Source organism: Ornithinimicrobium ciconiae, from assembly GCF_007197575.1.
GTDB lineage: Bacteria > Actinomycetota > Actinomycetes > Actinomycetales > Dermatophilaceae > Ornithinicoccus > Ornithinicoccus ciconiae.
The window spans coordinates 3,514,284-3,539,116 of the sequence record NZ_CP041616.1; the positions used below are offsets into that span (position 1 = coordinate 3,514,284).

22 protein-coding genes are annotated in these 24,833 nt (G+C 69.1%); 8 read left to right on the forward strand and 14 right to left on the reverse strand.

Translation table 11 applies throughout. The annotated features are described in order from the left end of the window. Window positions 1-93: 93 nt before the first annotated feature. Together leuC and leuD are read left to right on the forward strand one after the other, a co-directional pair. Window positions 94-1,563 (forward strand): 3-isopropylmalate dehydratase large subunit, encoded by a 1,470-nt coding sequence (gene leuC / locus FNH13_RS16290; RefSeq protein ID WP_143784421.1) that lies wholly within the window; start codon window positions 94-96, stop codon window positions 1,561-1,563. Then, complete coding sequence (gene leuD / locus FNH13_RS16295; RefSeq protein WP_143784422.1) at window positions 1,563-2,162, forward strand: 3-isopropylmalate dehydratase small subunit; 600 nt, start codon at window positions 1,563-1,565, stop codon at window positions 2,160-2,162. The genes leuC and leuD overlap by 1 nt, the downstream gene beginning before the upstream one ends. A gap of 240 nt (window positions 2,163-2,402) precedes the next feature. Here leuD and FNH13_RS16300 read toward each other — a convergent pair whose 3' ends face one another. Then, window positions 2,403-2,798: a hypothetical protein gene (locus FNH13_RS16300; RefSeq protein WP_143784423.1), complete on the reverse strand. Its 396-nt coding sequence runs from the start codon at window positions 2,796-2,798 to the stop codon at window positions 2,403-2,405. A 48-nt stretch (window positions 2,799-2,846) separates the two neighbouring features. Between FNH13_RS16300 and FNH13_RS16305 the strand changes: the two genes are divergently transcribed. Both FNH13_RS16305 and leuA read left to right on the forward strand, forming a co-directional pair. Beyond that, window positions 2,847-3,224 carry a hypothetical protein gene (locus tag FNH13_RS16305; protein WP_143784424.1) on the forward strand — a complete coding sequence of 126 codons (378 nt, stop codon included), beginning with the start codon at window positions 2,847-2,849 and terminating at the stop codon, window positions 3,222-3,224. A 703-nt stretch (window positions 3,225-3,927) separates the two neighbouring features. Further along, window positions 3,928-5,721, forward strand: coding sequence for a 2-isopropylmalate synthase (leuA, locus tag FNH13_RS16310; protein WP_143784425.1), 1,794 nt, complete (start codon window positions 3,928-3,930; stop codon window positions 5,719-5,721). A gap of 201 nt (window positions 5,722-5,922) precedes the next feature. Here leuA and FNH13_RS16315 read toward each other — a convergent pair whose 3' ends face one another. The 4 genes from FNH13_RS16315 to glmS all read right to left on the reverse strand — a co-directional run bounded on the left by FNH13_RS16315 (window position 5,923) and on the right by glmS (window position 10,203). Further along, complete coding sequence (locus FNH13_RS16315) at window positions 5,923-6,351, reverse strand: VOC family protein (RefSeq protein WP_143784426.1); 429 nt, start codon at window positions 6,349-6,351, stop codon at window positions 5,923-5,925. 117 nt (window positions 6,352-6,468) lie between these two features. Then, window positions 6,469-7,944 carry an NAD(P)H-hydrate epimerase gene (locus FNH13_RS16320; RefSeq protein WP_143784427.1) on the reverse strand — a complete coding sequence of 492 codons (1,476 nt, stop codon included), beginning with the start codon at window positions 7,942-7,944 and terminating at the stop codon, window positions 6,469-6,471. 44 nt (window positions 7,945-7,988) lie between these two features. Further along, window positions 7,989-8,339, reverse strand: a complete 351-nt coding sequence (locus FNH13_RS16325; RefSeq protein WP_143784428.1) for a holo-ACP synthase — start codon at window positions 8,337-8,339, stop codon at window positions 7,989-7,991. Between the two features lie 7 nt (window positions 8,340-8,346). Next, the gene (gene glmS, locus FNH13_RS16330) at window positions 8,347-10,203 is read right to left on the reverse strand and encodes a glutamine--fructose-6-phosphate transaminase (isomerizing) (RefSeq protein WP_143784429.1); all 1,857 of its coding nucleotides are present in this window, start codon (window positions 10,201-10,203) and stop codon (window positions 8,347-8,349) included. A gap of 55 nt (window positions 10,204-10,258) precedes the next feature. Between glmS and coaA the strand changes: the two genes are divergently transcribed. Next, a complete protein-coding gene (coaA, locus tag FNH13_RS16335) occupies window positions 10,259-11,221 on the forward strand; it encodes a type I pantothenate kinase (RefSeq protein WP_407669910.1) in 963 nt (320 codons plus the stop codon). Window positions 11,222-11,332: 111 nt separating this feature from the next. Here coaA and FNH13_RS16340 read toward each other — a convergent pair whose 3' ends face one another. From FNH13_RS16340 to FNH13_RS16360, 4 genes are all read right to left on the reverse strand, one after another. Further along, the gene (locus FNH13_RS16340) at window positions 11,333-12,769 is read right to left on the reverse strand and encodes a class II fumarate hydratase (protein ID WP_143784431.1); all 1,437 of its coding nucleotides are present in this window, start codon (window positions 12,767-12,769) and stop codon (window positions 11,333-11,335) included. 188 nt (window positions 12,770-12,957) lie between these two features. Then, on the reverse strand, window positions 12,958-13,875 hold the full coding sequence (locus FNH13_RS19355) for an aggregation-promoting factor C-terminal-like domain-containing protein (RefSeq protein WP_202878810.1): 918 nt from the start codon (window positions 13,873-13,875) through the stop codon (window positions 12,958-12,960). Window positions 13,876-14,104: 229 nt separating this feature from the next. Continuing rightward, on the reverse strand, window positions 14,105-15,520 hold the full coding sequence (locus FNH13_RS16355; RefSeq protein WP_143784432.1) for a PhoH family protein: 1,416 nt from the start codon (window positions 15,518-15,520) through the stop codon (window positions 14,105-14,107). Between the two features lie 308 nt (window positions 15,521-15,828). Then, window positions 15,829-16,593: an isoprenyl transferase gene (locus FNH13_RS16360; RefSeq protein ID WP_143784433.1), complete on the reverse strand. Its 765-nt coding sequence runs from the start codon at window positions 16,591-16,593 to the stop codon at window positions 15,829-15,831. Between the two features lie 103 nt (window positions 16,594-16,696). On the opposite strand from FNH13_RS16360, the gene trhA reads away from it, so the two are divergent. Then, the gene (gene trhA / locus FNH13_RS16365) at window positions 16,697-17,476 is read left to right on the forward strand and encodes a PAQR family membrane homeostasis protein TrhA (protein ID WP_143784434.1); all 780 of its coding nucleotides are present in this window, start codon (window positions 16,697-16,699) and stop codon (window positions 17,474-17,476) included. A 2-nt stretch (window positions 17,477-17,478) separates the two neighbouring features. On the opposite strand, the gene FNH13_RS16370 is transcribed toward trhA, so the two are convergent. Then, the gene (locus tag FNH13_RS16370; protein ID WP_143784435.1) at window positions 17,479-17,814 is read right to left on the reverse strand and encodes a hypothetical protein; all 336 of its coding nucleotides are present in this window, start codon (window positions 17,812-17,814) and stop codon (window positions 17,479-17,481) included. After that, window positions 17,811-18,911, reverse strand: coding sequence for a mycothiol conjugate amidase Mca (mca, locus tag FNH13_RS16375; RefSeq protein WP_143784436.1), 1,101 nt, complete (start codon window positions 18,909-18,911; stop codon window positions 17,811-17,813). The genes FNH13_RS16370 and mca overlap by 4 nt, the downstream gene beginning before the upstream one ends. 161 nt (window positions 18,912-19,072) lie before the next feature. On the opposite strand from mca, the gene FNH13_RS16380 reads away from it, so the two are divergent. Together FNH13_RS16380 and greA are read left to right on the forward strand one after the other, a co-directional pair. Beyond that, on the forward strand, window positions 19,073-19,444 hold the full coding sequence (locus FNH13_RS16380) for a DUF4307 domain-containing protein (RefSeq protein ID WP_165700155.1): 372 nt from the start codon (window positions 19,073-19,075) through the stop codon (window positions 19,442-19,444). Between the two features lie 257 nt (window positions 19,445-19,701). After that, complete coding sequence (greA, locus tag FNH13_RS16385; protein ID WP_143784438.1) at window positions 19,702-20,202, forward strand: transcription elongation factor GreA; 501 nt, start codon at window positions 19,702-19,704, stop codon at window positions 20,200-20,202. A 79-nt stretch (window positions 20,203-20,281) separates the two neighbouring features. Here the strand turns inward: greA and ilvA are convergent, their stop codons facing one another. The 3 genes from ilvA to aceA all read right to left on the reverse strand — a co-directional run bounded on the left by ilvA (window position 20,282) and on the right by aceA (window position 24,817). Then, window positions 20,282-21,526, reverse strand: a complete 1,245-nt coding sequence (gene ilvA, locus FNH13_RS16390; RefSeq protein ID WP_143784439.1) for a threonine ammonia-lyase — start codon at window positions 21,524-21,526, stop codon at window positions 20,282-20,284. Between the two features lie 163 nt (window positions 21,527-21,689). Further along, window positions 21,690-23,399 carry a malate synthase A gene (aceB, locus tag FNH13_RS16395; RefSeq protein ID WP_143784440.1) on the reverse strand — a complete coding sequence of 570 codons (1,710 nt, stop codon included), beginning with the start codon at window positions 23,397-23,399 and terminating at the stop codon, window positions 21,690-21,692. Window positions 23,400-23,488: 89 nt separating this feature from the next. Then, complete coding sequence (gene aceA, locus FNH13_RS16400) at window positions 23,489-24,817, reverse strand: isocitrate lyase (RefSeq protein ID WP_143784441.1); 1,329 nt, start codon at window positions 24,815-24,817, stop codon at window positions 23,489-23,491. Window positions 24,818-24,833: the final 16 nt, after the last annotated feature.

Genomic DNA, 24,833 nt, shown 5'->3' on the forward strand with positions numbered 1-24,833 from the left:
CTTTCCGCAACGGAAAGCGGCACGACTACAGTGTCCCGCAACCAGGAGGACACCAACAGGGGTGCCACCACAACAGTTCGCGGAGGAGGAGCAATGGGACACACGCTGGCCGAAAAGGTCTGGCGCTCGCACGTGGTGCGACAGGCGGAGGGTGAACCAGACCTTCTCTACATCGACCTGCACCTGGTGCACGAGGTGACCTCCCCGCAGGCTTTCGAGGGACTCAAGGTAGCCGGCCGCACGGTGCGCCGTCCCGACCTGACGGTCGCCACCGAGGACCACAACGTCCCGACGACGCCCGGACCGGTGCTGGACCTGATCAGCAAGACCCAGCTGGAGGCGCTGACCGCCAACTGCGCGGAGTTCGGCATCGTGCACCACAGGCGCGGCCGCCTGGGCCAGGGCATCGTGCACGTGATCGGTCCGGAGCTTGGCCTGACCCAGCCCGGGATGACGATCGTCTGTGGTGACAGCCACACCTCCACCCACGGTGCCTTCGGCGCACTGGCGTTCGGCATCGGCACCTCCGAGGTGGAGCACGTCCTGGCCACCCAGACGCTGCCACTCAAGCCGTTCAAGACGATGGCGATCAACATCGAGGGCGCGTTGGCGCCGGGGGCGAGCGCCAAGGACATCATCCTGGCGGTGATCAACAAGATCGGCACCGGTGGCGGACAGGGTTATGTGCTCGAGTACCGCGGCGAGGCGATCGAGGGCCTGTCCATGGAGGGCCGCATGACGATCTGCAATATGTCGATCGAGGCTGGCGCCCGTGCCGGCATGATCGCTCCGGACGAGACGACCTTCGACTACGTCAAGGGCCGCGCGCACGCCCCGACCGGCGCTGACTGGGATGCTGCAGTTGAGGCCTGGCGCCAGCTGCGCACCGACGACGACGCGGTCTTCGACGAGGAGATCACGATCGACGCGACCACGTTGACTCCCTATGTCACGTGGGGCACCAACCCCGGTCAGTCCGTGACGCTGGACGATGTCGTGCCGGACCCTGCCGCTCTCGGCGACGAGGACGCCCGGGGCAACGCACAGCGCGCCCTGGAATACATGGACCTGACCCCTGGCACGCCGATGCGGGAGATCACCGTCGACGCCGTCTTCCTGGGCTCGTGCACCAACGGTCGGATCGAGGACCTGCGGTTGGCCGCGGACGTGCTGCGCGGGCGCACGATCGCCGACAGCCTGCGGATGATGGTGGTGCCCGGCTCGCACGCGGTGAAGCTGCAGGCCGAGGCCGAGGGACTCGACGCGGTGTTCACCGATGCCGGCGCCGAGTGGCGGCTGGCCGGCTGCTCGATGTGCCTGGGCATGAACCCCGACCAGCTGGCTCCCCAGGAGCGCTGCGCCTCCACCTCCAACCGCAACTTCGAGGGACGGCAGGGCGCCCGCTCGCGCACCCACCTGGTCTCCCCCGCCGTCGCCGCGGCCACTGCCGTCGCCGGTCACCTCTCTTCCCCGGCCGACCTGCCCCCCGCGGACCCGGCCGGGCCGACGGACGCCACGGGGCGGCATACGTCCGCCGCGGCGACGCAGGAGGTGTCGGCCTGATGGAGAAGTTCACCACCCACACGGGCATCGGCGTCCCACTGCGTCGCAGCAATGTCGACACCGACCAGATCATCCCCGCCCACTGGCTCAAGCGGGTCGCCCGGACCGGCTTCGAGGACGGCCTGTTCAGCCGGTGGCGCGAGGATCCTTCCTTCGTGCTCAACCAGGAGGCGTATGCCGGCGGCTCGGTCCTGGTCACCGGCCCCGACTTCGGCACCGGGTCCAGCCGCGAGCACGCCGTCTGGGCGCTGCAGCAGTACGGCTTCCGGGTCGTCATCTCCTCCCGGTTCGGCGACATCTTCCGGGGCAACAGCGGCAAGGGTGGCCTGCTCACCGCCCAGGTCGCCCAGCCTGACGTCGAGCTCATCCTGAAATATCTGGAGAATGAGACCGGCGCCACGGTGACCGTCGACCTGGAGGCACGCACCGTCGTCGCCGGCGACATCACGGCCCCCTTCGAGGTCGACGACTATGTCGCGTGGCGCCTGCTCAACGGGCTGGACGACATCTCCCTGACGCTCCAGCACGAGGACGAGATCACAGCCTTTGAGGCGGGTCGGCCGCCCTACAAGCCGGTCGTGACCTCCGCGACCGACTGACGGCAACTCGCCCGACTGGCGCAGGTTTCCAGTTGGCCCACGCCCCAACCGGCCCACGCCCAACCGGCCCACGCCCCAACCGGCCCACGCCCCAACCGGCCAACGCCCAACCGGCCCACGCCCCAACCGGTGCAAGTGGTTGGATCCTTCACGCGTGTTCTCGCACATCGCGTGAAGGATCCATGCACTTGCGAAGTGGTCCGGCGACACACCCACCGAGCGTGCCGGTCACTCGCACCGTCACGCGGATCTGGCGCCAGTGTCCTTGCCGCTGGGCCGCTCTGGGAAGTGGCGTCGCCACTCGTCGCTCAACTGGCCGACGCCCAGGCCACGCTGCCGAAAGATGTGAGCGAGCCGTTGGACCGTGAGCCCGGGCGTGGCATAGACGTCCTTGCTGACCAGAGTGACAATGCGCCACTGGTCATTCTCAAAGGTCTCGCGTCGACCGAGGTCGGCCTCCCACTGCTCCTGGCGCTCGACGTGATGGCGCCCGTCATACTCGACGGCCGTCTTCGTCGGTCGGTCGCCCGCGTCCAGTCGCCTGAGCAGTTGGCCGTCCGTGCCGTAGAACCGGATGTCGGTCTCGAGTTCAGGAAGTCCGCTCAGGACTCGCAGCAGCCGACAGCGGGTCTCCATGGGTGAGTCGACACCCGCTCTGACCAACGCTGCAGCACGTCGCGCTGGATGGACCCCGCGCCCGGTGGCTTCCTCCATCGCTGCCACGAGTCGTTCGGGCGCCGTGCGTCCGCGCCGCACAAGCGAGTCGCCGAGCACAACGAGATCGACGAGCGACAGGTGAGTTGCGAGGTCGAGAAGCAGATCCTCTGGGGTCGTAATCGGCAGGCCGCGAAACCGGACCGGCTCACGTCGAGACTGGTGGACCACGACCTCTCGATGTCGCGAACGGCGCCGCCCGGGAGCGACGCTGGCATGGAGCACTGGCACATCCGGCACGACCGCTCCGTAGAGTCTGGCAGCCGTGTGATGGGACAAGAAGGCGTGCTTTCCCGCGACCAGAAGTGCAGCGCCCGCCTCGGCACGAGCGGCGGCCGACTGTGCTGAAAACCGGCTCGTGCCGAGTGCATCAGCGGCGACATACACGCCCGAAACCAGACGTCGGTAGTCCTTGCCCTCCAGCGCCCGCTGCGAAATGCCCTCATCTCGGGCCTGACGCCAGGTGAAGGGAAGTTGCACATCCAGAGCCATGGCCCGCACGATCTCGCACCTGCGCCGGGACCGGGCGACTTTATCCACATGGCCCTGCTGACCTGCGAGATCTCCTGACCTCTAGCAGCGAGCACGCCAACGCTCGTCGCGAGGTTCACGTGCACGCGTCGTTCACGCGAGATCTCGAAATCGCGTGAATCATGCATGCACGTGGACGCCCGAGGTGAAGCAGACGGTGGAGGTGAGGCGGCAGTGGGCAGTAGGCGACGCAGCGGGCGGTGGAGGTGAGGCGGCAGCGGGCAGTAGGTGAGGCTGCCGGGGCGGTGGAGGTGAGGCGGCAGTGGGCAGTAGGTGAGGCGGCGGTAGGTGCGGCGACGCAGCGGGCGGTGGAGGTGAGGCGGCGGTAGGTGCGGCGACGCTGGCGGCAGTCGGCACGCGAGGAGGCCACTTGACGCGACGTCAGGCGAATCGGCTACAGTCGTCCTCAATGGCACGCATGCTCCTCCTCAGTCGCCGCAGCGAGACCTTCTAGGTCCGGCCCTCGCTGCGGAGTCTCTGCTGTCCCGGACACCCCGACAGCCCCAGCGAGGAACCGAGCATGACCGCCATCCAGACGACCCAGAGCGTCACGCCCACCGAGGCCACCACGTCCAGCCCCACCATCACGCCCGCCAGCGCCATCGAGCGCAACCCCCAGCAACCGAGCGGGATGCCGTTCAGCCGCTACCCGGCATACCCCGCCGTCGACCTGCCTGACCGCACGTGGCCGAGCAAGACCATCACCTCCGCCCCCCGCTGGTGCGCGGTCGACCTGCGCGACGGCAACCAGGCCCTGATCGACCCGATGACCCCCGACCGCAAGAAGCGGATGTTCGAGCTGCTCGTGCAGATGGGCTACAAGGAGATCGAGGTCGGCTTCCCGGCGGCCAGCCAGACCGACTACGACTTCGTGCGGATGTTGATCGAGGAGGACCTGATCCCCGATGACGTTGTCATCCAGGTGCTGACCCAGGCGCGCGAGCACCTGATCGAGCGGACCTACGAGTCGATCACCGGGGCCAAGCAGGCCATCGTGCACCTCTACAACTCGACCTCGACCCTGCAGCGCCGAGTCGTCTTCCGGGCCAGCGAGGACGAGATCGTCGACATCGCGGTGCAGGGCGCCCGGGTCTGCAAGAAGTACGAGGAGCAGCTGCCTGGGGACACCGAGATCTTCTACGAGTACTCCCCCGAGTCCTACACCGGCACCGAGCTGGAGTTCGCCGCACGCGTCTGCAATGCCGTCATGGAGGTCTTCGTCCCGACCCCTGAGAAGCCGGTCATCATCAACCTGCCGGCGACCGTGGAGATGGCCTCCCCCAATGTGTATGCCGATTCGATCGAGTGGATGAGCCGTCACCTGAACCACCGCGAGAACGTCATCCTGAGCCTGCACCCGCACAACGACCGCGGCACCGGCGTGGCGGCGGCTGAGCTGGGCTATCTCGCCGGGGCGGACCGGATCGAGGGCTGCCTGTTCGGCAATGGCGAGCGCACGGGCAATGTCTGCCTGGTCACCCTGGGGATGAACCTGTTCACCCAGGGCATCGACCCGCAGATCAACTTCTCCGACATCGACGACATCCGTCGCACCGTCGAGCACTGCAACCAGCTGCCGGTGCCCGAGCGGCACCCGTGGGGCGGTGACCTGGTCTTCACCGCGTTCTCTGGGTCCCACCAGGACGCCATCAAGAAGGGCTTCGAGGCGCTGGAGGCGGACGCCGCCGAGGCGGGCGTGCCGGTGGACGAGTTCCGGTGGGAGGTGCCCTATCTGCCGGTCGACCCCAAGGACGTCGGCCGGACCTATGAGGCCGTCATTCGGGTCAACAGCCAGTCCGGCAAGGGCGGGGTGGCCTATGTGATGAAGACCGAGCGCAAGCTGGACCTGCCGCGTCGCATGCAGATCGAGTTCAGCCAGGTCGTGCAGCGCCGCACCGACTCAGAGGGCGGCGAGATGTCCCCGGCCGCGATCTGGGCCGAGTTCGAGCAGGAGTACCTCGAGCAGACCGGACCGGTTGCGATCAAGGACTTCTCGATCATCCACGAGTCCGGTGAGACCGAGCAGGACGTGCTCACGGCCACCATCGCGGTAGACGGCGTCGAGCACCAGGTCGAGGGCCACGGCAACGGTCCGGTCTCGGCCTTCGTCCACGCGTTGGAGAGCGTGGGCATCGACGTGCGGGTGCTGGACTACTCCGAGCACGCGATGTCGGCAGGTGATGACGCCAAGGCGGCGGCCTATGTGGAGTGCGCCATCAACGGGGAGGTGCGTTGGGGCGCCGGCATCCACCCGAGCATCGTCAGCGCCTCCCTCAACGCGGTGTGCAGCGCGATCAACCGGCCTCAGGCCTGACGGCGCCCGACTCACCCGGGGTCCTGGGAGCGGGCGCCTTCAACCGGGCTCAGGCGTGACGGCGCCCGACTCACCCGGGGTCCTGGGGCGGGGTCGGTGGTGGCGCGAGCCCCCGCCCCAGGACCGGGCCGACCGTGCTGTCCCTGATGACCCCGCGCGTCACACCGCCCAGCCAGGCGGCTCTGGCGCGCTGAGCAGAGGTCAGCCCCGGCCGTCTCCGAGCAGCGTCCGACCGTCCTCCGTCACACTCCAGAACGGGTTGTGCGAGACCTCCCACGGGTGGCCCTCTGGGTCGGTGAACACTCCGGAGTAGCCGCCCCAGAAGGTCCCGCCCCCGCGTCGACCGATGGTGGCTCCGGCGGCCTCGGCCTCGTCGAGGGCGTCGTCGACCTCCTCGCGACTGTTGACGTTATAAGCCAGGGTCACGCCGCCCCACCCTCCGGAGTCCTCGGCACACGAGTCGACCTCCAGGGCGGCGCGGTCCCACAGCGCGACGACGATGCCCCCTGTCTGGAAGAACACAACGCCCTCTGGTGAGGGTGCCCGCTCCCAGCCCAGTGCCGTGTAGAAGGTGGTCGCCCGGTCCAGGTCGCGGACGCCAAGCGTCACGAGGCTCAATCTCTGATCCATATCGGAACACTATCGGCAACCGTGCGGCACCGGTGCAGCGCTCGGCGTCCTCGCGGCACGCGTGACCGTCGGGCCGTATCGGACTGCCTGCTCCCGTCCGGACCTTCCGATCAGCGATCAGGACCGCAGCAGGTCCGCGACGGTGCTCGGGATGGCGCGGGCTACGCCGCGGGCCCGTACCGGTCCGCCGGGGTTGGCACGGTGGGCCGCACGACCGTGCACGAGAGCGGCGAGAGAGCCGGCATCCAGGGGGTCCAGCCCGGAAGCGACGAGGGTGCCGACCAGCCCGGCCAGCACGTCGCCCGCACCCGCGGTCGCCAGCCACGCCGGACCGTCGCACTGGACGCGGAGTGGGCGGTCCACGTCATGTGAGACGACCAGGGTCGTGGCGCCCTTAAGCAGCACCGTCGCCCCGGTCAGCTCGACGAGTCGCCGCGCGTGCTGCAACGGCGCTGCACTGACCTGGGTGCGGTGGAAGACGCGGCCGTGCTCGAGGCGGCTCAACATCCGCGCCAGTTCCCCCGCGTGCGGGGTCAGCAGGGTGGGCGCCTCCCGGGGTCCCTCGATCAGGTCCAGCGCACCGGCATCCACCACCACGGGCAGGTCCGAGGCGAGCGCGCCGCGGCAGGCATCGATCTGACGACGTATGTCGTAGGTCGTGTCATCCGGGTCGATCCCGGGACCGATGACCCAGGTCTGCACCCGGCCCTGACCGGGCACCGCCTCGGGGCAGGCCGCGAGCACCTGCTGGGTCGCGAGATCAGGGCCGACATAACGCACCATGCCCGCCCCGGCCTCCACCGCGGCGGTCACCGCCAGGACCGCCGCCCCCGGATAGCGGGCGCTGCCAGCGATCACCCCCAGGACACCACGGGAGTACTTGTCATCAGAGGAGCCAGGGATGGGCCACAGCGCGGGGACGTCCGAGGGCATCAGCTGCTCAGCCAGCGCGGCGGCCGGCTCGGGGACACCGATGTCGATGACGCTCACCCGCCCCACGGCAGGTCGGGTCGCCGGCAGCAGATGCACCGGTTTGGCCATCCCAAAGGTCACGGTCTCATCGGCGACGAACGTCTTGGTCGGGGTGATCTCGCCAGCAGGATCGACACCGCTGGGCAGGTCCACGGCGATCACCAGGGCCGACTCCGGCACCGCGTCCGCCAGCCCAGCCATCGCACCGGTCAGCCCGGGACGTCCGCCGATGCCGAGCAGTCCGTCGACGACCACATCGGCCTCATCGAGGGCCTGGCGGATCGGCTTGGTCAGCGCGCGGCGGGTGCGCGCCACGCGAAGCACCGGAAGGCCCGCCGTGGTGACCGCGCCCAGACCACCCTCGTGGACCGCCTCACCGACCTGCACGACGATCACCGAGAGGTGCTCGATGAGGCGCGCGGCGGCATACAGCGCGTCTCCGCCGTTGTCGCCGGGGCCGACCAGAACGACCACCGAGGCCCCAGACCGCTCACGGCAACGGGTCAGGACCACCTCCGCGAGCGCGTCGGCGGCGCGCTGCATCAGGGTGCCGGGCTCAAGGTCAGCCATCGCCACCTGCTCGGCGGCACGGACCGCGGTGATGCTGAAGGCGCGCCTCATGCCGGCACCGCCGCGGGAGCGCGGCTCGTTGGCACACCCACGACTCAGCCCTCCGCGATGACGACCGCCGAGGCGATGCCGGCGTCGTGCGAGAGGGAGACGTGCAGCGTGGTGATCTTGAGCTGCTCAGCCCGGGCGAGCACGCTGCCTCGGATCTCCAGGTCCGGGCGACCCCACTCGTCCTTGACCACGTTGGCGTCCTGCCAGCTCAGGCCCACCGGCGCTCCCAGGCTCTTGGCCAGGGCCTCCTTGGCGGCGAACCGGGCCGCGAGCGAGGGCAGGCGCAGGCCGCGCTCGCTGGGGGTGAAGAGCCGCTCGAGGAGGCGTGGGGTGCGCGCCAGCGTGGCCCCGAAGCGGGGGATGTCGACGACATCGATGCCGACGCCGATGATCATCTCCGGCTCACTCGACCGTGACGGACTTGGCCAGGTTGCGCGGTTGGTCGACGTCCAAGCCCTTGGCGGTGGACAACTCGAGAGCGAAGACCTGCAGCGGCACTACTGACAGCAGCGGCGCGAGCAGCGCGGGCGAGCGCGGGATGCGGATCACCTCGTCGGCAAACGGCACCACGTCCTCATCGCCCTCCTCGGCGATGACCAGCGTGCGGGCGCCACGGGCCCGGATCTCCTGGATGTTGGAGACCACCTTGCCGTGCAGACCGTGCTCGGAGTCCGGCGAGGGCACCACGATGAAGACCGGCTGGCCAGGCTCGATGAGCGCGATCGGACCGTGCTTGAGCTCACCCGCGGCGAAGCCCTCAGCGTGGATGTAGGCCAGCTCCTTGAGCTTGAGCGCGCCCTCCATGGCCACCGGGTAGCCGACGTGCCGGCCCAGGAAGAGGACCGCGCGGGTGTCAGCCATGAACCGGGCGATCTCCTTGACCCGGTCCATGCCGTCCAGCACCTGCTGGATCTTGTCCGGGATGGCCTGCAACTCGCTCATCACCTCGGCGACGCCCTCCTCGTTGCCCTCGCGGACCTGGACGAGATAGAGGCCGAGGATGTAGCTGGCGGTGATCTGCGCCAGGAAGGCCTTGGTGGAGGCGACGGCGATCTCCGGCCCGGCGTGGGTATAGAGCACACCGTCGGACTCGCGCGGGATCGTCGAGCCGTGCGTGTTGCAGATCGAGATGGTGCGAGCGCCGAGATCCTTGGCGTGGCGGACCGCCATCAGGGTGTCCATCGTCTCCCCGGACTGGCTGATCGAGACCACCAGGGTCTGCTCATCGATCACCGGGTCGCGATAGCGGAACTCGTGGGCCAGCTCGACCTCGACGGGGATCCGCGCCCACCGCTCGATGGCGTACTTGGCGACCATCCCGGCATACGCCGCGGTGCCGCAGGCCACGATGACGATCTTGGTGATCGCGCGCAGGTCCTCCTCGGACATGCCCATCTCGTCCAGAACCAGGTGGCCGCGCTCGTCGGTGCGCCCCAGCAGGGTGTCAGCGACTGCGTGCGGCTGGTCGTTGATCTCCTTCTCCATGAAGGTGTCGTAGCCGCCCTTCTCCGCGGCCGCCGAGTCCCAGGTGACCTCGTAGGCCTTGCCGTCGCTGGGGGTGCCGTCGAAGTTGATGACCGAGTAGCTGTCCGGGGTGATCGTGACGATCTGGTCCTGGCCGAGCTCGAGGGCGTGGCGGGTGTAGCCGATGAACGCGGCGACGTCGGAGCCGAGGAAGTTCTCGCCCTCGCCCAGGCCCACGACCAGCGGGGAGTTGCGGCGGGCACCGACCACCACGTCGGGCTGGTCCGCGTGGACCGCGAGCAGGGTGAAGGCACCGGCCAGGGTGTTGACGACCTCCCGCATGGCCTGGGTCAGGTCCCCGGTGCGCCCGAAGGCCTGGGACACCAGGTGGGCCACCACCTCGGTGTCCGTCTCGGAGGCAAACTCCACGCCCTCTGCGAGCAGCTGCTTCTTCAGCGCGTGGAAGTTCTCGATGATGCCGTTGTGCACCAGCGCCAGCTTGCGGTCGGTCCCGCCGCGGTGCGGGTGGGCGTTGCCGTCGGTCGGTCCGCCGTGAGTGGCCCACCGGGTGTGACCGATCGCGGTCGCGGTCTCGGGCAGCGGGTGCGCGTTGAGCGCCTCGACGAGGTTGCTGAGCTTGCCGGCTCGCTTCTCACCGACTACCTCACCGTCGCCGATCAACGCGACACCGGCAGAGTCATAGCCGCGGTACTCCAGGCGAGTCAAGCCCTCCATCACGACGTCAAGGGCCTTGGCGCTGGGGTTCGGACCGACGTATCCGACGATTCCACACATGGGGAGCAGCCTAATCCGTGCGGCCCCAACAAGTCGCATCCCACGGCCGTGCACAATGTCACCCATGGCTACCAACGGCGCCGGCGTCACCTCGCCCTATGTCGAGCTTGATCGGGCAAGTTGGGCCGCGTTGCGCCAGCAGCACCCGATGCTGCTCTCCCAGGAGGACATCACCCGTCTGCAGGGTCTGGGTGAACGCCTCGATCTGCAGGAGATCGAGGAGGTCTATCTGCCGCTGTCGCGGCTGCTCTCCTTCTACGAGCACGAGGTCGAGCAGCTGCACCAGGTCACCAGCAACTTCCTGGGCGAGCGTCACGAGCGCACCCCCTTCGTGATCGGCGTCGCGGGGTCGGTCGCGGTGGGCAAGTCGACCACCGCCCGCATCCTGCAGGCCCTCATCCAGCGCTGGGAGTCCAAGCCGGTCGTCGAGCTCGTCACCACCGACGGCTTCCTCTATCCGAACAAGACACTCCACGAGCGCAGCCTGATGGCGCGCAAGGGATATCCCGAGAGCTATGACCGCCGCGCCCTGCTGCGCTTTGTCATGGAGGTCAAGTCCGGCAAGGCCGAGGTGGCTGCCCCGGTCTACTCCCACATCACCTACGACATCGTCCCCGGCGAGCGGGTCGTGGTCCACTGCCCGGACGTGCTGATCGTCGAGGGGCTCAATGTCCTGCAGCCGCCCCGCCAGCACAGCGACGGCCGCACCGGGCTCTCGGTTGCCGACTTCTTCGACTTCTCGATCTATGTCGACGCCAAGCAGGAACTGATCGAGAAGTGGTATGTCGACCGGTTCCAGGAGTTGCGGCACACCGCGTTCAGCCAGCCGGAATCCTACTTCCACCGCTATGCGAGCCTCGACGACGCCGCCGCGCACGATGTCGCCTCGAGCATCTGGGACGCCATCAACGCCCCCAACCTGGTGGAGAACATCCTGCCGACCCGCGGCCGGGCCACGCTCGTGCTCAGCAAGGGTGAGGACCACGCCGTCAACCGGGTGCGCCTACGTCGGCTGTGAGTATGCCGGACGCGCCGGTCCCCCGATCCGACCCAGCGCGCGCCCGGTCACCTCTGCGGGCGCAAGCTCGCGCACCCGGGCAGCTGTGTGAGCGCAAGCCCACGCGCCCGGTCAGCTGTGCGGGCGAGTCATCGCCAGGACGTCCAGCGCCGCGTCCAGCTGCTCCTCGGTCAGCTCGCCCCGCTCGACGTGGCCGCGCTCGATGACGACCTCACGGATGGTCTGCCGGTTGGCCAGCGACTGCTTGGCCACTGCGGCAGCTGCCTCATAGCCGATGTACTTGTTGAGCGGGGTGACGATCGCACTCGAACTCTCGGCGAGCTCCCGGTTGTGCTCGATATTGGCAGTGATCCCGGAGATGCACCGGTCCGCCAGGACGCGCGATGAGTTGGCCAGCAGGGTGATCGACTCGACCAGCGCCTGACCCATGACCGGCAGCATCACATTGAGCTCAAAGGTGCCGCTGGCACCACCAAAGGTCACCGTCGCGTCGTTGCCGATGACCCGGGCGCACACCATCAAGGTGGCCTCCGGCAGCACCGGGTTGACCTTGCCCGGCATGATCGAGGACCCCGGCTGCAGGTCGGGCAGCTGGATCTCCTGCAGCCCAGCCCGCGGCCCGGAGCCCATCCAGCGCAGGTCGTTGCAGATCTTGGTCAGGGAGACAGCGACCACGCGCAGCTCCCCGCTGAGCGCGACGAGGGCGTCCTGCGTGGACTGGGCCTCGAAGTGGTCCGCTGCCTCGACGAAGTCCACCCCCGTGCGTCGGGACACCTCGGCGATCACCCGCGGGGCGAACTCGGGATGGGCATTGAGGCCGGTCCCCGCCGCGGTGCCGCCGAGGGGCAGCTCGTTGACCTGTGTCTCGGCGGCAAAGCGCACGCGTTGGCGGCCGAGCTCGATCTGGCGGGCATAGCCCCCGAACTCCTGGCCCAGCGTGACCGGCACCGCGTCCATCAGGTGTGTCCGACCAGCCTTGACGACGTCGGCGAACTCTGCGGCCTTGTCTGCCAGAGACTGCTCGAGGTGCTCCAGGGCGGGCAGCAACTCGTCACGGACCAGGCGGGCGGCGGCGACCCGGATCGCGGAGGGGAAGGTGTCATTGCTGGACTGACCGGCGTTGACGTGGTCGTTGGGGTGGACGGTGGGCTCGCCGCCGGTGGCCCTGTTCGCCAGCGTCGCCACGACCTCGTTGACGTTCATGTTGGTCGAGGTGCCCGATCCGGTCTGATAAACGTCGATCGGGAAGTGTGCGTCGTGGCGCCCCTGCACGACCTCGTCCGCCGCCTCGCCGATCGCCCGCGCCCGGTCGGGGTCGATCACCTCGAACTCGGCGTTGACCGCGGCGGCTGCGGACTTCAGCAGCGCCAGGGCGTGGACGATGGCCGGTGGCACCGGTTGCCCGGAGATCGGGAAGTTCTCGACGGCGCGGGCGGTCTGCGCGGCATACAACGCATCGGCCGGCACCTGCACCTCCCCCATCGAGTCGTGCTCCGTCCGCATCGGGACGTCGGGTGTTGAGGTCGAGGGGCTGGGGTCGACAGTCATGCCTCCAGTCTCCCCCGTGCCCTCAGGGCGGCGCCACCCACCCGGGGCACGAGCACGAGGCCCCGCACGCAGCAGACCCCGGCCCGACCATGACGGTCGGACCGGGGTCCTGGTGCCAGGCACCTTCACGGTGCGCGGCATGCGTTGCTGGTGACGCTGCGGCGGTGCGCAGCGTCAGCGCGGGTGGCTCAGTACCAGCCGACGGACTGCGAGTGCGCCCAGGCAGAGCAGGGGCTGCCATAGCGGCCCTGGATGTAGCCCAGGCCCCAGCGGATCTGCGTCGCGGGGTTGGTGCGCCAGTCCGAGCCAGCGCTGGCCATCTTGCTGGCCGGCAGCGACTGCGGGATGCCGTAGGCCCCGGACGAGGGGTTGGTCGCGGTGTGGTTCCAGCCGCTCTCACGCATCCACAGCGAGTCCAGGCAACCGAACTGGTCCTGGCTCCAGCCGTAGCTGCCGAGCATGTTGCGGGCGATGGACCGAGCGTCACCGGCCGGCGGCGCCGGGGCGGGCTCCGGCTCCGGCTCGGGCTCCGGGGCCGGCTGCGGAGCCGGGGCGGCTTCCTCCACCGGCGCCTCGACGCGCTCCTCGGACCGGGAAGCGGCCTGCTCGCGCTCTGCGGCTGCAGCCTCAGTAGCAGCGGCCTCAGCAGCGGCGGCCTCCTCGGCACGCTGGGCAGCGGCCTCCTCAGCGGCCGCCTGCTCGGCAGCGGCACGCTCGGCGGCGATCGTCTCGGACCGCTCGGTCGCCGCGTCGCCACCCTTGCGGGCGCTCCAGGCGGAGAAGTGCAGCTGCGAGTCAGCCAGCTGCTGGTCGACCTGACCGACAGCGTCAGCCAGCGGCGACTGGGCGCCGTCGACGACGCTGCGCAGTGCGGCGTCGCCAACGAAGGGGCTGGCGTCGGAGATGCTGTTCGCCACACCGTCGCCGTCAAGAGTCGGGGATGTGGTCACCGGCATCGCGGCATAGGTGGCCATGGCGACCGCGCCAGCCGCGATGATCGCGGTGACGGCGGTGGCGCCGCGGTGCAGGCGGCGGCCATTGCGGTGCTTGCCGGAAGCAGTGTCGTCGCTGTCGGGCAGCACAGAAAGGTCAGGGGCATTGGACAAGAGAGAACCTCCACGCCCGGGGCACCGTCGGCTGCCAGATGCAGCGGGGGAAACGGTCACGAGCGTTATCAAATCGTGATGTGTCCTTCTACGGTGACAGCCGGAGTCAAGAGTTCGCAAATTCAACCAGGGGTTACGTGGTCAACGTCACACCTCCCCACAGGCCGGCGAGAGAGGCCTGTGGGGCTGGTGTGACGTATGTGGTCTGGCGCTGCGCACCCAGTCAGGGTCAGGCCATCGAGTCGTCGCCCTCGAGCAGATCGGTGACCAGCGCTGCGATCGGGCTGCGCTCACTGCGGTGCAGCGTGACGTGGGCGAACAGCGGGTGCCCCTTGAGCGTCTCGATGACGGCGGCGACGCCGTCATGACGCCCAACGCGCAGGTTGTCCCGCTGGGCCACGTCGTGGGTCAGCACCACCCGCGAACTCTGTCCGATCCGGGAGAGGACAGTGAGCAGCACATTGCGCTCGAGTGACTGCGCCTCGTCCACGATGACAAAGGCGTCGTGGAGCGAGCGCCCGCGGATGTGGGTCAGCGGCAGCACCTCGAGCATGTCGCGATCGATGATCTCCTCCACGACCTCCTTGGACACCACGGCCCCGAGAGTGTCGAAGACCGCCTGGGCCCACGGCCCCATCTTCTCGTTCTCCGTGCCTGGGAGGTAGCCGAGCTCCTGGCCGCCCACGGCATACAGCGGACGAAAGACGATCACCTTGCGGTGCTGGCGACGCTCCATCACTGCCTCGAGCCCAGCGCACAGCGCCAGCGCTGACTTGCCGGTGCCGGCTCGCCCACCGAGGCTGACGATCCCCACGTCGGGGTCGAGCAGGAGGTCGAGGGCGATGCGCTGCTCTGCCGAGCGGCCGTGCAGGCCAAAGGCATCGCGGTCCCCACGCACCAGCTTGACGGCACGGTCCGGGGCCACCCGAGCGAGCGCACTTCCGGACGGGCCGAACACCGTCAGACCGGTGTGCACCAGCAGATCCTGGGCGGCCTCGTGCTCCAGGCGGCCGGTCTCATAGAGCGTGGTCATGCCAGCGTCATCCACCTCCAGCTCGGCCATGCCGGTCCAGCCGGACTCCACCGCCAGCTCGGCGCGATACTCCTGGGCGTCCAGCCCGCACGCCGAGGCCTTGACCCGCATCGGCAAGTCCTTGCTGACCACCGTCACGTCGTGACCCTCGGCACTGAAGTTGCAGGCCACTGCCAGGATCCGCGAGTCGTTGTCCCCGAGGCGGAAGCCGGCCGGCAGTGAGGCGGGGTCGGTGTGATTGAGCTCCACCCGCAGGGTGCCTCCCGTGGTGCCCACTGGCACGAGGTCGCTCAGACCGTCGTGCTTGACCCGCAGATCATCGAGCAGCCGCAGCGCCTCCCGGGCAAAGTAGCCCAGCTCCGGGTGGTGCCTCTTGGCCTCGAGCTCGGTGATCACCACGATCGGCAGGATCACCTGGTGCTCGGCAAACCTCAGCAGCGCCCGCGGGTCGGACAGCAGGACGGAGGTGTCCAGGACATAGGTCTTGGTGCTCGTCGCGGAGGCAGCAAGATCGGCGACGGGTGCTGCGGCAGCAGTGGTTGAGACAGCGGCGGGCGTAGTAGAAGCAGCGCGCGTGGAACGGGTGACGGATCGGCTGGTGGTGGATGCCATGTCGACTCTCCCTGCACGCGTGCAAGCGCTACGCGTGACGGCGGTGGGCTGACCGGGACGGGACCCAGACCACGCGGTCGAGGTGCCGGCGCCGGCCCCCCGCCCAGAGCTGTCGCTCCATGTGGTGAGCCTCCCGAACGAGGACGGGTGTCCTGCGTCACCCCTGACGTTAGGCGCGACGCGCCCCGGGAGGGGTCATTAGCGCGGCGTTTCGGCAAACGTGCCGCCTCGCGTCCCGAAGGGTTCACCGCGGCGTCACCGCAGGTTCTCCTGCGACCGGCCCGTGCCGGGCACCCCCAGCGCTGCGCTCAGTTGCCGAACCGACGCTCCCGCTCGGCGTAGGCCCGCAGCGCACGCAGGAAGTCGACCTTGCGGAAGTCCGGCCAGTAGGCCTCACAGAAGTAGAACTCACTGTGTGCGCTCTGCCAGAGCAGGAATCCGCCGAGCCGCTGCTCGCCGCTGGTGCGGATCACCAGGTCCGGGTCGGGCTGACCCTTGGTGTAGAGGTGCTCGGCGATGTCGTCCACCTCAAGGGTCTGAGCCAGCTCAGCGATCGGCGTCCCCCGCTCGGCCGCCTCGGCCAGCAGGGAGCGCACCGCGTCGGCGATCTCCTGGCGCCCGCCATAGCCGATCGCCACATTCACGACCATGCCGTCCACCTCGGCCGTGCGCTCGACGGCGGCGCGCAGCACGCGCACCGTCTTCTCGGGCAGCAGGTGGGCGGCCCCGACCAGGTTGATCCGCCACCGATCCACCTCGGCCAGCTCGGACACGACGTCCTCGATGATCTGCAGCAGGGGCTCCACCTCACGGACATCGCGGCGCAGGTTGTCCGTGGACAGCAGCCACAGAGTCACCACCTCGACCCCCGCCTCCCGGCACCACTCGAGCAGCGGCGCGATGTTGTCCGCGCCCGCACGGTGGCCCTGGGCGGTGTCTGCGCCGCGCAACCTGGCCCAGCGGCGGTTGCCATCGAGCATGACCCCCACGTGGCGCGGCATGCGATCTGCCGGAAGATGCCTGGTCAGCGATCTGTTGTAGACCCGATAGAGCAGGTCGCGGGGAGAACGCATAGCGTCAACCTACTCGCCGTCACGCGGTGGAGTGTGGCAAGTCTCGTGACAATTCTTAGGTTACCCACTCGTAACCTACGTCATCGTAGGTTAGTATTGGTCCATGGAACACCGCTCTTCGCCCGCCAAGGACCGAGGCCGCGTGCACCAGGCCACGGAGTCTGCTGTGCAAGAGGTCCGGGAGTCCGCCCACGAGGTCAAGGACGCTGCACGGGAGGCAGTCGCGGCCATCAAGCCCCGGCTGCGCGGGTGGCTTCACCTGGTCACGACCCCACTGGCCCTGGCCGGCGGCATCGTCCTGGTCAGCTTCGCCCCCGACACCCCCTCCCGCATCGCGGCGGCCATCTTCGCGATCACCGCGGTGCTGCTGTTTGGCACCTCGGCGATCTATCACCGCGGCAACGGTCACTTCAGTGCCCGGACCAGCCGGATCCTCAAGCGGCTGGACCACGCCAACATCTTCCTGATCATCGCCGGCACCTACACGCCGTTCGCGGTGCTGCTCCTGCCCGAGGGGCAGGGACAGACCCTGCTCTGGATCGTCTGGAGCGGAGCCATCGCCGGGGTCCTGTTCCGCGTGCTCTGGGTCGGCGCGCCGCGCTGGCTCTACACGCCCGTCTATGTCGCGCTCGGCTGGGTCGCGGTCTTCTATCTGCCGGGCTTCTGGCGCAATGGCGGCGCAGGAGTGGTGGCGCTCATCGCGGTCGGCGGGCTGCTCTACACCCTGGGCGCCGTCGTCTACGGCACCAAGCGGCCCAACCCCTCACCGCGCTGGTTCGGCTTCCACGAGATCTTCCACGCCTTCACGATCCTGGCCTTCGCCGCGCACTACATCGCGGTGTCCTTCTCGGTCTACGGCGCGATCCCGGCTGCTGCCGGCTGACCTCAGCCTGTCGGAGGCGCGTCGCCGTCCGGATCGGCTCGCCGACCGTCTCCCGCCCCACGCTGCTGCTCGTCTCCCGCCCCCCGCTGCTGCTCATCTCCGGAGTCCCCGGTTGAGGCGGAGCCGTCACCTGCTGCTGCCGCGTCTGTCTCGTGAGCCAGTCGGTCGCGGCGCTCCTGAGTCAGCCGCTCCTCCTCGAGGCGCAGCTTCTCCTGGTGGTCGAGGCGGCGGAGTCGTCTGCTGAGGTCATAGCCCAGGAAGATGACGGCGACGGCGAGGAAGAACAGCCCCAGGAAGGCTCCCAGGCCGCCGGTGACCTCAACACTCGTGCCGTTCATGAGGCCTGCTCGTCGCCGTGCGCGTCGACGTGCGCCTCGTCGGCCTCGTGACTCTGGTCGCGGTCATGGTGCCCCTCAACCTCGGTGATCTCGTCGTGCAGGTCGTCGGTCTGGCGGGCGTCGTCGATGCCGTCGCCGTCCGCGTCGACCGGGGGCGGCGGGACCGAGCGGTAGGCGACCACCACCTCACCGTCAGCGTCCCGCGCGGGCTCCTGACGGCATACGGCCTCCAGGTCCAGCTCGCGCAGCCCGGCGAACAGGTCCGACTCCGGGAAGGAGGGCTCGACCAGCGACCGCGCAAGCTCCCAGTCCTCGGTAGCGTGCACCCTCTGCTGCAGCTCCATCGGGACGGCAAACCAGAACCCTTCGGGATCCACCTGGGTCGCGTGGGCCCGCAGGGCGTCGTCCCGCACGGGGAAGAACTCGGCGCACTCCACGTGGGTGTTCACGTCCCGCTCCGGCCGGTTGCGCGCGCCGGTGACCCAGTCCTCGTAGGGCGACTCCAGTCCCTCGGCGAGCATCGCGTCGTGGATCGTGCGGATCCGCTTGATCGACCAGCCGGAGTAGTAGAGCTTCTGCGGCTGCCAGGGCTGCCCAGCATGCGGGTATGCCGTGGGGTCACCGGCCGCGTGGAAGGCCGCCATCGACACCACGTGGGTCATGATGTGGTCGGGGTGCGGATAGCCGCCGTTCTCGTCATAGGTGGTCAGCACGTGCGGACGGAACTCACGGATGACCCGCACCAGCGCCTCGGTCGTCACGTCGACCGGCTCCAGCGCGAAGCAGCCCGGCGGCAGCGGCGGGAGCGGGTCTCCCTCAGGCAGACCGGAGTCGACGAAGCCCAGCCAGGTGTGCTGCACGCCGAGGATCTCGGCGGCCCGGGCCATCTCATCGCGGCGCACCTGCGTAAGGTCACGCTCGATGCGGGTGTTGCCTTTGAGCGCCTCGTTGAGGATGTCGCCGCGCTCGCCGCCGGTGCAGGACACCACCATCACCTGCACGCCCTCGGCGACATACTTTGCCGTGGTGGCAGCGCCCTTGCTGGACTCGTCGTCCGGGTGTGCGTGGACGGCCATCAGGCGGAGTTCCTGAGACACCCTTGTGCTCCTCGTGTCTGGGGTGACGGACAATGGTGTCGCGCCCCGGCGCGACAGCACCACCCATCCTCTCACCCTCCGGCAGGCTTGATGTCCCCACCGCACCCAGCGCGACCTGGTCCCGATGTCACCGCGAGTCCATCCACCCCGGACGGAGCCCCATGAGCAGCACCGCAGCACCCACAGTCTCTCGCCGCACCTGGTGGATCGTGGGCACCGTGGGAGTCGTCGTGATGACGGCCTTCGCCATCTGGTTCGGCATCGCGGGCGCGAGCGGCAAGGTGCACTGGTACAACGCCGGCTTCGAGATCGTCTCTGACGAGCAGATCGACGTCAGGTTTGACGTCCGCCGGGATCCCACCCGCGCCGTCACCTGCGACCTGCACGCCCTGGACGAGCACCACGCCAGGGTCGGCACCGGCCAGGTCACGGTGCCCCCGGCCGACACCTCCCCGACCCGCCACGTGGAGCCGTTGCGCACGGTGAGCCGGGCCGTGACGGGCTATGTCGACTCCTGCTCCTACACCGGCTGACGCCCGTCTCGACCACCTCTGCGGCGCGGGCTGCACAGACCCGCCGGCCGGCATACTCGTGACCGGATCGTGACCTGCTCAGATGGTCATTGGCCGTTTCCTTGTTAGACTTAAACCTCGAGAAGGTCCGGGCCGGACGACCTGAGCACAAGGAAACCTCAGGACATCCCATCGCCCGGACCTCACTGTTTGATCGTGACAGGGACTCCGCACTGCGCGAGACCCGGCCCTGGCTCGTGACCCGAGGAGTGACTGAAGTGACCGACACAACCACCAAGCAGACGGCTACCTACCTGACGCCCGAGGCGCACGCCCGCCTGCAGGCGGAGTTGGCCCATCTCAAGGGCGAGGGACGCACCGAGATCTCCCAGCGCATCGAGGAGGCCCGCGAGGAGGGCGACCTCAAGGAGAACGGTGGCTACCACGCGGCCAAGGAGGAGCAGGGCAAGATGGAGGCCCGCATCCGCCAGCTCGAGCAGCTGCTGCAGAACGTCACCATCGGTGACGCCCCGGCGGACGACGGTGTCGTCGAGCCCGGGATGATCGTGACCGTCGAGATGTTCGGCGACACCGAGAAGTTCCTGCTCGGCAGCCGCGAGATCATCGGTGACGACGAGACGCTGACCGTCTACAGCGAGAAGTCCCCGATGGGTGCGGCGATCCTGGGCCACGGCCCCGGTGACAACGTGACCTTCACCGCCCCCAACGGCAAGAGCATCGACGTCAAGGTCATCTCCGCGACGCCCTACTCCTCCTGAGCAGGGGCCAGCCACGCTGGCCACAGACGCCCCGCGCGCCGGTTGTCAACCGGCCGCCGCGGGGCGTTGTTGTATGCCGTCAGCCGGCCAGCACCGGCCGGTAGCCGTGGTGGTTGAGGGCCTGGACGACCCTGTCGGAGTGCTCGTGCCCGTCGGTCTCGACCGTGACGCCGATCTGCACCTCGTGCACCCTCAGCGCGGCCGTGGTGCGCCCGTGCTGGACCTCCAGGACGTTGGCCCGCTCCTCGGCGAGCAGCGCGAGCAGCGCGGACAGCGAGCCGGGACGGTCGGGCACCGTGACCCGGAACTGCAGGTAGCGCCCGGCGATGCCCAGGCCGGTGCGGATGATCCGCAGCATCAGCAGGGTGTCGATGTTGCCACCGGAGAGCACCACCACGACGGGCTTGTCGGGGTCGAAGGCCGGCTCTTCCCCGGCCGCGGCCGCCTGGTTCATCAGGTGGGCGGCAGCTGCGGCTCCGGCCGGCTCGACCACGAGTTTGGCCCGCTCCAGCAGGAACAGCATGGCCCTGGCGATCGAGTCCTCACCGACGGTCTCGACCGAGTCGACGAGGTCGCGCACCAGATCGAACGGGACATCACCGGGTCGACCCACCGCGATGCCGTCGGCCATCGTGGTCATCGAGGACACGGCCACCGGGTGTCCCGCGGCCAGGGAGCCCGGCCAGGCCGCTGCCTCCTCGGCCTGCACACCGATGACCCGCACGTCCGGCCGCACGGCCTTGACCGCGGTGGCGATCCCGGCGAGGAGGCCCCCGCCGCCCAGGCAGACCAGGATCGTGCCGACGTCAGGGACCTGCTCCAGGATCTCCAGCCCGCAGGTGCCCTGTCCAGCCACGATGGCGGGGTGGTCGAAGGGCGGGATAAAGACGGCGCCGGTCTCCTGCTCGAAGGCCCGGGCCCGCTCGATGCAGTCGTCGATGGTGCTGCCGACCTGCTCGACCGTGGCCCCATAGCCTCTGGTGGCCCGCAGCTTGGGCATGGAGGCTCCGTTGGGCATGAAGACGGTGGCCTCGATACCGAGCAGTTTGGCGGCGAGGGCCACACCCTGCGCGTGGTTGCCGGCGCTCGCCGCCACGACCCCGCGCGCGCGTTCCTCCGCGGAGAGCCCGGCCATCCGGTTGTAGGCGCCGCGGATCTTGAACGACCCGGCCCGACCCATGTTCTCGCACTTCAGGTGCACGGAGGTGCCGGCCAGCGTGCTCAACGCCTGGCTGAACTCCATCGGCGTCGGCTGGATAACACCGGCGAGGACCTCGCGGGCGGCGTCGATGTCGGCTGGGGTCACTGTGGGCGTCGTTGGCACAGCATCACCCTAGTCGGCCTCCCGGCCCCGGTCCGGTCCTCCGCGAGCCGGCAGCGCTGCGCGCGATGCGACGTGCAGGACGTCGCATCGCGCGCAGTATGTCTCATCGCTCACAGGGGGGCGGACCACCACTGACAGGGTGGGCGGACCATCGCACACCAGGTCAGGCCGCGTCCTCCGACTGCCCGGCGCCGGGGACCCGCTCCGACATCCGCAGGTCCTCCTTGTCCAGCGGACCGGTCATCGGCTTGTCGATGAGGTAGCGGACGTAGGCGTAGTTGGTGAAGAACCCGGGCAGGTACTCACCCAGCGCCACATACTCCAGCACCTCACGGGCACGGGCCAGGGGCTCCGCGACCTCCGGACCGCCCTCGGCGGTGAGCCGTCCGGCCTCCTCCTCGATGAGGTCGGCGACCAGCTGGCGGGTGACCACCCGCAGGTCGTCCAGCGGGGTGCGGTTGCGGATCCACTGCCACAGCTGACCACGCGAGATCTCGACGGTGGCGGCGTCCTCCATCAGGTTGTCGATGGCGACGGCCCCGGTGCCGGCGGTCCAGGCTGCCAGGTAACGCAGCGACACCGCGATGTTGGTGCGCACCCCGGACTCGGTGACCGTCGGGTCCGGCACGCCGGTGAGCAGGTCGCTCGCGGTGACCTCCACCTCCGGGCGCTGACGGCTGCGCTGGTCCGGGTTCTCACCGAGGACCTGGTCGAAGACCTCGGTGCAGGCCGGGACGAGCGCCGGGTGGGCCACCCAGGAGCCGTCGAAACCATCTTCGGCCTCGCGCTCCTTGTCGGCCCGGATCTTCTCCAGCGCCGCGGCCGCGGCCGCCTCATCCGTGCGGTCGGGCACGAAGGCTGCCATGCCCCCGATCGCGTGGGCACCACGCTTGTGGCAGGTCTTGACCAGCAGCTCGGTGTAGGCGCGCATGAACGGCGTGGTCATGGTGACCTCGGCACGCTCCGGCAGGACGAACTCCGGTCCGCGCTGGGCGAAGGTGCGGATGTAGCTGAAGATGTAGTCCCAGCGACCCGCGTTCAGGCCCGACGAGTGATCGCGCAGCTCATAGAGGATCTCCTCCATCTCGAACGCCGCGGACACCGTCTCGATCAGCACCGTCGCGCGGATGGTGCCCTGCGGGATGCCCAGCAGGTCCTGCGCCAGGATGAAGACGTCGTTCCAGAGGCGGGCCTCCAGGTGCGACTCCAGCTTGGGCAGGTAGAAGTACGGACCGGCGCCCCGCTCAATGAGCTCCTGGGCGTTGTGGAAGAAGTAGAGCCCGAAGTCAACCAACGAGGCCGGCAGCGGCCGCCCGTCGACCGACAGGTGCTTCTCACACAGGTGCCAGCCACGCGGCCGCATGACGATGGTCGGTGTCTGCCCGCGGACGGCATACTCCTTGCCGTTCTCATCAGTGAAGTCGATCTGGCCGCGGATCGCGTCGAAGAGGTTGAGCTGGCCGTCGATCACGTTGAACCAGGTGGGCGCGGTCGCGTCCTCGAGGTCGGCCATCCACACCCGGGCACCGGAGTTGAGGGCGTTGACGGTCAGTTTGCGGCTGGCCGGGCCGGTCATCTCACAGCGACGGTCGGTCAGGCCCGGGGCGGGCTCGGCCACGCGCCAGGACTTGTGCTCACGGACCCCGCGGGTCTCGGGGAGGAAGTCCAGTTCCTCACGGCCAGCACTGATCTGGTGCTGACGGGCCCTGCGGGCCTGGAGCAGTTCCGCGCGGCGGCCGGCGAAGGCACCATCGAGCTGGCGCACGAAGTCCAGGGCCTCGGGGGTGAGGATCTCGTCGAACCGGGGGTGGTCCGAGCCGCGGACCTGGACGGCGCCGTTGGTGCCCCGTGTGGTGGCTGTGGTGGTGGCCATCGTTTTCTCCTTCTCGTATGTCGTGTGGCCGGTGTCGTCTGGCCGTGTCGTGTGGCCGGATTGGCTGGTCAGCCGGTGGCCGGGGCGATTTAGTGGAACTGCTCTTCCTCGGTGGAGCCGGTCAGCGCGAGGGTGCCGCTGGTCGGGTTGATGGCCGTGGAGACCTTGTCAAAGTAGCCGGTGCCGACCTCGGCCTGGTGCTTGACCGCGGTGTAGCCACGGTTGGCATCGGCGAACTCGGCCTCCTGCAGCTCGACGTAGGCGCTCATCCCGGTGCGGGCATAGCCGTGAGCCAGGTGGAACATGGAGTGGTTCAGTGCGTGGAAGCCGGCCAGGGTGATGAACTGGAACTTGTATCCCAGGGCACCGAGCTCGTCCTGGAAGGCGGCGATCTCGCTGTCGGACAGCGCGGCCTTCCAGTTGAAGGACGGGGAGCAGTTGTAGGCCAGCATCTTGCCCGGGAACTCCTTGTGGAGCTCGGTTGCGAACTCGCGGGCCAGGCCGAGGTCGGGGGTGCCGGTCTCGACCCAGATCAGGTCGCAGTAGGGGGCGTAGGCCTTGGCGCGCGCCAGCACCGGCTCGATGCCGTTGCGCACCCGGAAGAAGCCCTCGCTGGTGCGCTCCCCGGTGATGAACTCCTGGTCGATCGGGTCCACGTCGCTGGTGAGCAGGTCAGCGGCGAGCGCGTCGGTGCGGGCGATCACCAGGCTCGGGACGTTGAGCGTGTCGGCCGCCAGGCGTGCGGCGTTGAGGGTGCGCACGTGCTGGGTGGTGGGGACGAGCACCTTGCCACCGAGGTGGCCGCACTTCTTCTCCGAGGCGAGCTGGTCCTCCCAGTGCACCCCGGCGGCGCCGGAGACGATCATGGACTTCATCAGCTCGAACGCGTTGAGCGGGCCACCGAAGCCGGCCTCGGCGTCAGCGACGATCGGCACCAGGTAGTCGGTGCCGTTGGTCTCGTTGGACCAGTCGATCTGGTCAGCGCGCATCAGCGCGTTGTTGATGCGGCGCACCACGGCCGGCACGGAGTTGGCGGGATAGAGGCTCTGGTCCGGGTAGGTCTGGCCAGCCAGGTTGGCGTCGGCGGCGACCTGCCAGCCGGAGAGGTAGATCGCCTCGAGGCCTCCGCGGACCTGCTGGACCGCCTGGTTGCCGGTCAGCGCACCCAGGGCCCGGGTGAAGGGCTTGGTCTGCAGCTGCTCCCAGAGCTTCTCGGCGCCGCGGCGAGCGAGGGTGTGCTCCTCCACCACGCTGCCCCGCAGTCGCACCACGTCCTCGGCGCTGTAGGTGCGCTCGATGCCGGACCAGCGCGGGTTGGCGGCCCACTCGGTGCGCAACTTCTCCGCGGCGGCGGCCTGGGTGGCGGACGCGCCGGTCTGCTCGGTGGTGGCCTCGGGGTTGTTCAGCGTGACGGTCATGAGACGTCCTCTCGGA